Genomic DNA, 11,562 nt, shown 5'->3' on the forward strand with positions numbered 1-11,562 from the left:
CTGTTCGGCACCGTCACCTATACCAATGGCCATAGGGAGCATACCTGCCAGCATGGCTGCAGCAGTCATGAGCACCGGCCTGATTCGCGAAGATGCCGCCAGTCTGGATGCGTTAGTTGGTTTTAATGCGAGTTTCTTGCGATAAAATTCTGCCTGATTAATTAATAATACTGCATTGGAAACAGATACTCCAATAGACATAATAATACCCATATAGGACTGCAGGTTTAGCGTACTTCCCGATAAAAATAAAATCAATAAACTTCCGGCAATTACCGCCGGCAATACCGACAAAATAACGAGCGGTACTTTAAAAGATTGATAATAAGCGGAGAGCATGAGGAATATAGCTATTATTGCTACAGCCAAACCAGCTAATAAGCTACCTAACGTTTCGTCCAGCAATTGCAGTGTGCCTTCTGTCCATACACTGGTACCTCTTGGCGCTTCACCGGCTTTTGTTATGGCCAATTTAACCGCTTTAGATGCTGATCCCAGATCTTTTTGATAGACATTAGCCAAAACGGTTACATATCTGTTTGGTCCTTTTCTGTTGATTTGTGCCGGTGACTTAATCTTACTGATGTTTGCAATGTCTTCTAAAACAGGTCTTTGACTTCCTCTTTTTAATGGTAATGAACGCAATCGCTCTTCGGAATTGACAACGGATTCAGGGAATTGCACCTGCACCTGAAACACCAAGCCTGATCTGGGATCGACCCATAAGTTCTTATCGGTAAAACGGGTAGAAGAGGTCGCTGCAACCAAAGCCCTGGTGATATCCTGCATGGTAAGCCCGAATTGCGCAGCCAGATCGCGATTGACAGTTATCTGCAAAGTAGGGTAAGCCAGTGGCTCCGCTATCCTAACATCTCTCAGATAGGGGATTTCTTTCAATTCCTTTTCTATTTTTCTGGCATGATTGGCAGCTGTTTTAACCTGTCCGGCACCAATCTTTACCTCTATGGGAGTCAAAGCACCTTGTCCCATAATTTTTTCCGTAAGTTCTAACGGTTCGAAATTGAACCGGATTTCCGGATATTTTTTTTCGATCATCTTGCGGATATTCTCTTTGAGTTCTTCCATAGAACCTTTATAGCTTTCCTGATTAACCGAAATTTGAATCACTGACTGATGCGAAGCATTGGTAAATAAAAAAATAGGATTGATAGGCGAGTTTGCCGGATGCATTCCAACAAAGGCAGAACTGATATTCATGCCATTTTCTGGCAGTAGATGCTCAATATCTTTAATGATGCTTCGGGTTATACCTTCTGTTTTTTCCAATCGGCTACCCTGCGGAGCTTCTACCCGTAATTGGAAATCGCTGCTGTTAGAAACCGGCATAACATCTGTTCCAACAACATTTAATAAAATGACTATGGCAGTTAGCGCTATTGCACTATAAGCCATAAATAGCAGACCCGATTTGCTGGAATATCTGCGCATATGGAATGAGTATCTTACCCTGAATTTCTCGAAGAAGGCTCTTTTTCTGGTATTTTGTTCTTTGTGGACATGATTTTTCATGAACCAGTTGGCTAAAATAGGAACAAAGGTTTGTGATGCCAGAAAAGAAGCAACCATAGCAAAAGCAACGGCCATAGATAAAGGCATAAACATGTCTTTTGGAATGCCTGTCATGATAAATGACGGTGTCAGTACGGCAAGAATACAAAGGAGGATAAGCAATTTAGGTATGGATATTTCTAACAAAGCATCCAGTATGGCCCGCTGTTTTTTCTTGCCCATTTCTAAATGCTGATGGATGTTTTCTATAGTTACCGTTGCTTCGTCTACCAATATACCGATGGAAAGAGCCAGTCCACTTAAAGTCATCATGTTGATGGTTTGCCCGGATAGGTATAAAGCAGTAACGGCAGCTAATATGGCAATGGGAATGGTTAGTACCACGATAATAGCTCCGCGAGTATCTCCCAGGAAAAGCAGAATCATAAGTCCGGTGAATACTGCACCTAAAATTCCTTCGTGGATAAGATTAGTTAAAGAACGTTCGATATATTTGGATTGATCGAATTCGTACTTGACATCTACATCTTCTGGCAGAACATTTCTGAGTTTAGGTAAAGCGGTTTTAAGATTTTTTACAGCTTCTAAAGTAGAAGCGTCTGCTTTTTTGATGATTGGCAGGTAAACCGAACGTTTGCCATTGATTAAAGCATAGCCTACGGTTTGGTCGGCAGCATCTTCTACACTGGCTACATCTCTGACATAAATAGTATGTCCATTTTCTGATTTGATGGCGGTGTTTAGAAACTCTTCAGGATTTTTCGCAATGGAATTAATTGGTGCCATCAGGTTTTCGTCGCCAATGCGGATATTTCCTGCCGGTGAAGGGAGACTGTTTTTTGCAATGGCTATGGTAACATCTTCCGGACTTAGCCCTTTTGCCTGCAAGGCATCAGGGTCTACCTTTACAACGATAGATCGGGTATTGCCACCAAAAGGAGCAGGGCCTGTAATTCCGGGTATCTCCACAAACATAGGTCGGATTTTGGTTAGTACCAAGGTCTGCAGTTCGTTTACAGAACGTTCTGGACTTTCAAAGACCAGTTGACCTACCGGTAGTGAACTCCCGTCGAAACGGACTACCATGGGTGGAACGGCACCTGGAGGCAGAAATCCCATAGCCCTGGAAACGGTGGTTGAAACTTCTCCGGCCGCCTGTGCCATATCAGTACCGGGATAAAAGGTCAACTTCATTAAAGTTAGACCTTGTACGCTTTTAAAATCTATATTTTTTACCCCGCCAACAAAAAGCAGCACTTTTTGAAATTCGTTAGCCATAAAACCATCCATATAGGCAGGAGAGAGTCCGCCATAAGGCATAGCGATGTACATCGCAGGTAATTCTATTTCGGGGAAGATATCTACATTAATCTTCCTGATGGAGTTATAAGCCAGAAAACCTATAGCCAGTACGGTTACCATTATTCCAATAGGTTTTCTTAAAGCTAATCTGATAATATTCATACTCGGTTAAAGATTGTTAAACAAAAAATCGAAATCGACAGTGAGCTCAGCCTCTGCTGCTAGCTGTTTCCAAAACTGGTTCGATGCATCTATATGGTTTAATTCAGCCTGTTCCAGTAGTGACTGGATTTGCAGCAATTCTGTAAGAGCTATCAAACCGCTTTTATATCGGGCCAGATACATATTATAGGCTTGTTGCGATTGTTTTACAGCCATATTATTCTTTTGCAGCTGTTGGTATTGTTCGTTGATTTTAGCTTTTAAAGAAGCAATATCGCTTTGCATGGCCACTTCATATTGTTGATGCAGCTGTTCGGTTTGTTGAGCCTTTTTTGCCAGCGAAGCAGCACTAAAGCTTTTGCTGTATAAATTGCTGATATTCCAGGTAAGTCCCAAACCAAACAGATAGTTATTGCTTTGGTTGTTAAAACCATTTCTCCAACTACTGGAAATATGTCCGTTATTGTTTATTCCGGATGATCTGAAGGCATAACCGCCTAAGACTTTTAGTGTCGGAAGTGCTTCACCTTTTTCGGCTTTGCTGATGCTTTCAATATACAGTCTTTGATTATCCAGGCTTTTTAGAAATGGGTGAGACTTTAAATCTTTGCTATGTATCGCCTTTTCGGGTACAGGAACTTTTTGAATAAACCTTTTGACCGAAAGTTCATAATTGATATTCGGGACATCTGTTAATTCAGTCAGTTTAATTAAAGCAGCATTCCTGTTGCCTTTCCATAAATCTGCATTTGCTAAGGCTTGTATAAAGCTGGAATGAGATAGCAAGCTATCGGCGGCTGGTTTTACACCGGATTTAGCTAAGCCAGCCGTAATCTTTTGGATATCGTTTAACCGTTGACCATTTTTTTGAGACCAAATGAATTTGGAGTCGCTATAGAGCAAGTTGATATATCTTTCCGAAAGCTCTTTCTTTAAATGTAAGACATAGTTATCTTTCTCGTTACTCGTTTTCTCTGTAAATAAACTCGCTGCCCGGTTCGCGTTTTTCTGTTTGCCAAATTGGTAAATATCCCACTCGGCAACAGCAGAGGCAAATCCATTAAAGGTAGTATTGCTTTCGTCATTAATTTGTTTTACGCCATTGACATTAAACAGGCCACTTTGCGGAAAGAATGCACCCGATACGCTTTCGACGGTACCATAGGTGTTTTGTGCTTGTGCTTTTAATTGCGGAATAGCAGTACTTTTTACCGCTTTTTCTTTTAGTCGGGCTTCTTCTATAGCTGTTTGTTTGGCTAATAAACCGGGATAATGAGCTTCTACTTTAGGCCAAAGGTCACCTAAGGTCAAAAGCTTTTTGTCTTGTGCATACATATTTTGAACAAATACAAATGTCAGGCTTATAATAGCCAGAGACTTATTCTTCATTTGTTGAAATAAATTAGGAGGCTGCCGAATTAATCGGTAGCGGTGATAAAAAACTGTTGATAACGAATGTATTGACCTTTATGGAAGGCAGGCCAATAACTTATAAGGAAGTATTTTTGGTATTAAATGCGTAGTGTACGGTTTTGAAGGAAAATAGGGAGGGGAGCTAAATTTCCGACACGTTCACCCAGTCCATACCTGTTTGCTTCTTTAACCAGAAACAAGCCAAATACAAAAGCCAAAAAGCTTGAAAGGATAAAAGGTAATAGCTGTGCTGCGGTGCTTAAAATTGTTTTTGCTCCGACAGTAGTTTGCTCGAATTTCGAGTCAAATGTACAGGAGTTCACCACGCTACCTATAAAAGCTTTGCTGACAGATTTAGTCTGTTCGGTTTTAGGTCCTGATACGCCAATGAAGCTCTTAATGCTCATTTTTACCGCACAGGCAGACAGGAGGACACATAAAATGGCAAAAATCGCGAAGTAGCGATGCAGCCTTTTGATTTTTTTATGTTGCATTTTGTCGACCATGTTGGCGAATTTATTAAACGAGGGCTGTAAAAGCAAATCTTTATAGAAGAATGCAGTGCTGGTATAAATATTTTTACAATATACATTGGTATAAATATTCGCTTAAAAACCACTTTGCAGGAATAAATTATGCTTGTACTTTTGGGCCATGAAAAAATCTAAATGGTATGGTGCTATATTAGCTTTTGCTTTTGTAAGTACAAAGCTTTATGCTCAAACTAATGTTCAATCTCTAAACGAGGTATTGATACAGGGAAACAGATTACAAATACAGCTGTCTGAGCAGAACAGAAATGTAGATGTGCTAACAGCAGAGGAAATACAAAAATTACCGGCAAGGTCCATTAATGAACTCCTGACTTATGTGTCCGGCGTAGATATCAGACAAAGGGGGCCTTTTGGTACTCAATCTGATATAAGTCTGGATGGTGGCAGTTTTGAGCAGACTTTAATTTTATTGAATGGTATTAAAATTACCGATCAGCAAACAGCTCATAATACACTTAACCTGCCTGTACCTACAGAGGCTATAGAAAGGATAGAGATATTGCGGGGACCTGCAGCCAGAGTTTATGGTATTAACAGTTTAACTGGAGCCATAAATATCGTAACGAAGAGTCCGGCAGCCAGCGCCATATTTGCTAATGTTTTTGCAGGAACTAACTTCAAGAAAAATGAAGAGGATAGCGAACAAATGTATAATGGCAGGGGAGTGCAGTTGGGCGGAAGTGTGACTTATGACAAACATAATCATCAGCTTTATACTTCGCATGAGTCTGGAACCGGCTATCGTTATAATACTGCTTATCATAACAATCGGCTTTTTTACCAAGGGCAGGTTAAACCGAACGAACAGCATAAGATTGATGTGCTGGCCGGATTTGTAAGAAGCTCTTTTGGCGCAAACGGGTTTTATGCTGCCCCCGGCGATAAGGAGTCCAAAGAGATTGTAAATACAACACTGGCATCGGTTAAGTCTAAGCATTTACTGAATGAAAGACTAACATTGAGTCCGCAGATCGGTTACCGATATAACTTTGATGATTATAGATATTACAAACACGATCTGTCTAAAGCAAGAAGCAAGCACTATTCGCATGCCTTAAACGCTGAGGTAAATGGTGACTATCGATTGAATTTTGGCGAGATTGGTTTTGGTGCCGAGATACGTTATGATGAGATTAGCTCTAACAGTATAGGTAAGCATGAACGAGAAAATTATGGTCTTTATACCGAATTCAGAACAGATAAAATTGACAATGTAAATATCAATCTGGGCGCTTATGTAAATTACAATTCTATTTATGGATGGCAGGTTTTTCCGGGGTTAGATTTTAGTTATTTGCTAAAACCTGGTTTTAGATTTGTCTTTAACAGTGGGACAAGTCAACGGATTCCTTCCTTTACCGATCTTTACCTCCAGCAAGCCGGGAACATAGGAAATGCGAACGTAGTTTCCGAAACAGCTTATCAGGTAGAGGGGGGCTTTAAGTATAATACGGAGCGCTGGTCGGCAAAAGCAATTGTTTTTTATAGAAATATAGATGATTTTATAGACTGGACAAAAACGGATTTGATAAACCCATGGCAGGCCAACAATGTAGGGCAATTACGTACTACTGGTTTTAACTTCCAAACACAATATTTATGGAGTAATGAGGCTAGTCGCTGGAGCATAAATTTAGGTTACACTTATCTGTATCCGGAGTTTAAAGATCAGCCTGAAAATGTAATGTCTAAATATAAAATAGAAAATCTGAAACATCAGTTGGTAGCTAAATTAAGCTGGCAATACAGACAGTGGTCTGTTTTATTGGCCGAACGGTATAATGAGCGTATCTCTTACAGAGATTATTTTATAACAGACCTGAGAGCGAGTTTCAACCATAAGCAGTTTGACTATTATATAGATTTCCAGAATATTTTTGATAAGACCTATATAGAAGCAGCGGCTGTTCCTATGCCTGGCAGGTGGCTGAGTTTGGGAGTGAAGTACCGTTTGGGGTTTTAGTTAGTTCCCCGAAGGGGTGCCTTAGGTTAGTTAGTTAGTTAGTTAGTTAGTTTTCCTTCGTTACCAGTTTATTGGGGCTTATTTTTAGGAGTGACCAATAAGTTTTAATTACGCAACCGGTTGCTTTTTTGTGGTGTATTACTTACTTTTGGTTTTACCAAGCCAATTAGCATGCACCTAAAATCGTGTACGTCTGATTTAAAAGTATTTAATAAAATAACAGCGTGTTTGCCCCTAACCAAATATTGTTGGGTTATACTTTTTTGCTTTTTTCAAACGTTTGCACTTCATAGTTTTGCAGACGGGATAATTAGCGTAAGCCATTATTCTTCTGCAGATGGTCTTTCTGATAACAGAGTTACTACCATTGTAAAAGACAGGGAAGGCTTTGTGTGGTTTGGCACATGGGCAGGAATAAACCGTTTTGATGGTAATCGTTTTGTTGCTTTTAAATCTAATCCGGGAGATTTTTCCCGTTTAAAGAATAACAGAATAGACGAGATCGTTGAAGATAAAACTTCTTCTTTTCTTTGGGTGAAGGCTTATGATAATCGTATTTACCGTTTTGATAAACGTAAACATATATTTACTTCGCTGCATGATTTAATCCAAACAGAATCATTTAAAAAGCACCAGTTTACAAGGATTTTGGCTGTAGCCAATGGAAAGGTATGGTTAAAGACCATTAAAGGTAATATAGTTGTTATAGATGACGCGACTGGTAACCGCCCGGTTTTTAATGAGTTGAATACGCTTAACGACAGTTCGCAAAAAACGCATTTTTTCTATCTGGATAAGCGGGGATATGCGTGGATATCTAATGAAAGAGGACTGTTTTTGGTTAGGCAACACCAAAACTGCAGTTATGTTGTAAAGCAATATGTTGCGAAAGCAGACAATCCCTTTAGGATTATTGCAGAAGATAGAAACGGAGAAATGTGGCTTGCCTATGCAAAAGAACGTCTGATTAAAATAGATGTACATTTTAGGAAGAAGGTTGATGTAAAGATTACTAGCGGATTAATATACGATATTAAACTATCAAAAGATAAGCAGCAACTGTTTTGCACTAGTTCTAAGGGTGAGCTGATGACTGTGGACGCAGAGGGTAACAGAACATTGTTAGAAACTACCCCCGACGGATCGGCCTTGTACTGTGTATACGAAGATAAGGATAAAGGACTTTGGCTGGAATCTGAGCATTATGGTGTAATGCGATTGGATAAGAGCCGGCAAAAGCTGATGGGTTTATACCCTGAAAAAAAATATGGCTTTAAACCGTGGCTCAGAAACTGTACTTTTTTTGAAGATGTAAATAAGCAGTTATGGGTGAGTATACGAGGGTATAAACTGTCTGTTTATGATAGAGAAAAAGATAAGCTTATAGAGTTTGTGCTCAATATAGAAGGTCTAAACAGAAGCTTTTCCAGAATTATTCAGGGTGTCTATTATGATCCGAGTGGTGTGCTCTGGATTACTACGGATAATGGAGGCTTGGATCGTATTATTTTACAGGGAAACCTTTTCCACCAGAATTATATCAAATCAGATCACATTAACAAAGCAGAAAACGAGGTTAGAGGCTTGTTCGTAGATCAGAAAGACCGTTTGTGGATTGGTACAAAATCCAATAAGATATTATTGAACGAAAATGGAAAAGTACACATTGATCCTCTGGGAGCAAACTTTAATCCTGATGGGGGTATCTACAGCATAACACAGGATAAAAACGGTCTTTTCTGGATAGGCACTAAAGGGAGCGGACTGTATTTAGTAGAAGAGTATAATGGCGGCTTCCGTATTCTGCAACATTTCTTAAACAGCGAGGCAGATAATGTATTGCATCGGAGTGAGATATATAGTATTCTGCCCGATCAACGGGGACGTATTTGGGTAGCTACATTTGGTGGAGGTTTAGTGTTAATTGAGTCTGATGGGAAGAATTATCGGGTTTTTAACAACGAAAATAGATTCAGGAATTATCCTATAGATAATTATGGTAAGCTAAGGCATCTGAATATGGACAAAGAAGGACATATCTGGATCGCAACTTCCGAAGGGCTTATTCTCTTTAATCCTGATGATAAGAGTGATGGTGGCCGGTTTAAGGTTTACAAAAAGGAGCCGGGCAATATAGAGAGTTTGGGGGGAAATGATATTCAGTTTATTTATCGTGATTTTACCGATCAAATGTGGGTTTTAACTTCATCCGGAGGATTAAATAAGGCTATCGGGACAAATCCATTGGATACATTAAAATTTAAGAACTATGCTAAAAAACATGGCTTGTCCAGCGATTTTTTGTTGGCATGTACAGAAGATTCGGAGAAAAATCTCTGGATCTCTACCCGAAATGGGATATCCAAATTTTCTTTATTGAACCAGAAGGTCCAGAATTATAGCTATTACGATGGTTTGCATGAGACTATTTTTTCAGAAGCTTCTGTTGCCAAGTTCAGTAATGGAAAACTTGCCTTTGGAAATATTTTAGGTTATTTATTCTTTCAGGCCAAAGATCTCAATGATAAGCGGGAAAAAGGTAATCTGGTATTCACCAATTTTCAGGTAAATAGTGAAGATATTATTCCAGGAGATAATTCTCTTTTAAAAACAGATATTAACTATCTTCCGAAAGTTGCTTTAAACTATAACCAGAATGTTGTAGGGATAGAATTTGCCATGTTGGAATCTACTTCTGCAAGCAGGCATAATTTTGTTTACAGGTTATTGGGATTCGACGATGTCTGGAGAAATACCGAAGGGCAGAGTAAGGTAGTTTATACTAACCTGCCGCCGGGAAATTATACTTTTCAGGTCAAAAGCCAGAATAGCGATCTTTTTGAAGGTGTATCTTTCCGTTCCTTAAAGATAGAAGTGCTTCCACCATTCTGGAAAACATGGTGGGCGTATACAGTTTACACAATAATATTGATACTGCTTTTGCTTTTTGTAAAACGTGTGGCAATGACCATTTTAAGATTGAGACAGGGGATTGCGGTAGAAAAGAAACTTGCAGAGGTGAAGCTGAATTTCTTTACACAGATTTCGCATGAGCTGAGAACTCCATTAACACTGATTGTTAACCCGATAGAGGAGATTATACAAAGTGAACGACTGTCTAACAAAGGGAAAGGTTATGCAAAAGTCATACTGGACAATTCCAAAAGGATGGTTCGCTTAGTTAATCAGGTGTTGGATCTTAGAAAAGTAAGTAGCGGAAAAGCTACATTGAAACGGCAGAAAGTAGAACTGCTTTCATTTATACATAACATTTGCGGGTATTTTGAAAATTATCTGTTTAGCAAGAGACTAACGATAGAAGTGCAATCTGAGTTTAGTGAGTTAATGGTAGATATTGATGCGGATAAAATAGAAACGGTTATTTATAATATTTTAGCCAATGCAATTAAGTTTTCGCCTGAAGGCGGAAAGATTCTACTTAATGTAAGTTCTTGTCATACTTCAGATGTGTTTCGTATAGAAGTAATAGATGAGGGTCCGGGAGTAAATCAGACAGAACTCAATAAGATTTTTCAGCTATATTACGAAGGAGTCGCCGCTAATAATATGACTAAAGGAACAGGAATAGGCCTGGCTTTGGCAAGAGAACTGGTAGCGTTACACAATGGTAATATTTATGCCGAAAATAGTACCGATAAAGGCTTACGGGTAATAGTAGAGCTACCCTATTTATTGATGGAGAATAAGACAGAGAGCCTGGTTACTTTTCGTGGTCAAATTAACGGATTAAAAGATATTACGATTGGAGAACTACCAGAGGGTGTATTTGTCGCTGAAAGAAAGACCGTACTGATAGTAGAAGATAATCTGGAGCTTAGAGACTTTCTTGACAGCAAGTTTAATGATTATTATCACATAGAATTGGCGTCTGATGGTGAAGAAGGACTACAAAAGGCTATTACATTATTGCCCGATTTGATATTGTCTGACATTATGATGCCAAAAATGGATGGTATTCAGATGTTGAATAAACTGAAAAATAACTCTGTGACCAGTCATATTCCGGTTATATTGTTGACTGCCAGACATACTGTTGAATACCATATACAGAGTTTAAAATATGGTGCAGATTATTATTTACCTAAGCCTTTAGATATTCGCTTACTCTTTAGTGCGGTGAATAATATACTGGTACAGCGAAAAAAATTCTTCCGTTCGGTTAGAGAACAACAAGGAAATACAAGTGTAGTAGCGGATGTAAAGGAAAACCCTATTATCACAGAGTTTGATAAGAAGTTTTTAGACGATACCATTAAAGTTGTTAATGACCATATAGAAGATCCACAATTCAATATAGATGCTGTAGCCGATTCGATAGGGATGAGCCGCTCGGCCTTCTTTAAAAAATTCAAGAGCTTAACCAATATGGCTCCTATAGATTTTCTAAAAGATACACGTTTAGAAAGGGCAAAAGCCATGTTCGATGAGGGGCACAATAATATCTCTCATGTAGCCTATGCTGTAGGCTTTAATAATCCAAAATATTTTAGCACTTGTTTTAAAGCGCATTTTGCAACAACTCCTACCGCATATATTCAAAAATGTAGTGAGAAATTTAAGTAGGTTAGTTAGTTAGTTAGTTAGTTAGTTAGTTAGTTAGTTAGTTAGTTAGTTAGT

The 11,562-nt window shown here is 38.9% G+C and carries 5 protein-coding genes; 2 read left to right on the forward strand and 3 right to left on the reverse strand.

Annotated features, from left to right (window positions below):
* The 3 genes from ABWO41_RS09730 to ABWO41_RS09740 form a co-directional block, all read right to left on the reverse strand.
* On the reverse strand, positions 1–2,994 hold a 2,994-nt coding region (locus ABWO41_RS09730; RefSeq protein ID WP_353137126.1), incomplete at its 3' end, for an efflux RND transporter permease subunit.
* A 6-nt stretch (positions 2,995–3,000) separates the two neighbouring features.
* A complete protein-coding gene (locus ABWO41_RS09735) occupies positions 3,001–4,383 on the reverse strand; it encodes a TolC family protein (RefSeq protein ID WP_353137129.1) in 1,383 nt (460 codons plus the stop codon).
* Positions 4,384–4,505: 122 nt separating this feature from the next.
* A complete protein-coding gene (locus tag ABWO41_RS09740) occupies positions 4,506–4,901 on the reverse strand; it encodes a hypothetical protein (RefSeq protein WP_353137132.1) in 396 nt (131 codons plus the stop codon).
* A 160-nt stretch (positions 4,902–5,061) separates the two neighbouring features.
* Between ABWO41_RS09740 and ABWO41_RS09745 the strand changes: the two genes are divergently transcribed.
* Together ABWO41_RS09745 and ABWO41_RS09750 are read left to right on the forward strand one after the other, a co-directional pair.
* Positions 5,062–6,924, forward strand: a complete 1,863-nt coding sequence (locus tag ABWO41_RS09745; protein WP_353137135.1) for a TonB-dependent receptor plug domain-containing protein — start codon at positions 5,062–5,064, stop codon at positions 6,922–6,924.
* Between the two features lie 171 nt (positions 6,925–7,095).
* The gene (locus tag ABWO41_RS09750; protein ID WP_353137138.1) at positions 7,096–11,508 is read left to right on the forward strand and encodes a hybrid sensor histidine kinase/response regulator transcription factor; all 4,413 of its coding nucleotides are present in this window, start codon (positions 7,096–7,098) and stop codon (positions 11,506–11,508) included.
* Positions 11,509–11,562: the final 54 nt, after the last annotated feature.

The organism is Pseudopedobacter sp. (assembly GCF_040392825.1).
Taxonomy (GTDB): domain Bacteria; phylum Bacteroidota; class Bacteroidia; order Sphingobacteriales; family Sphingobacteriaceae; genus Pseudopedobacter.

Coding starts and splice junctions, on each gene's coding strand:
- ABWO41_RS09735 (WP_353137129.1), bottom strand. CDS start 4,383: ATGAAGAATAAGTCTCTGGCTATTATAAGCCTGACATTTGTATTTGTT.
- ABWO41_RS09740 (WP_353137132.1), bottom strand. CDS start 4,901: ATGCAACATAAAAAAATCAAAAGGCTGCATCGCTACTTCGCGATTTTT.
- ABWO41_RS09745 (WP_353137135.1), top strand. CDS start 5,062: ATGAAAAAATCTAAATGGTATGGTGCTATATTAGCTTTTGCTTTTGTA.
- ABWO41_RS09750 (WP_353137138.1), top strand. CDS start 7,096: ATGCACCTAAAATCGTGTACGTCTGATTTAAAAGTATTTAATAAAATA.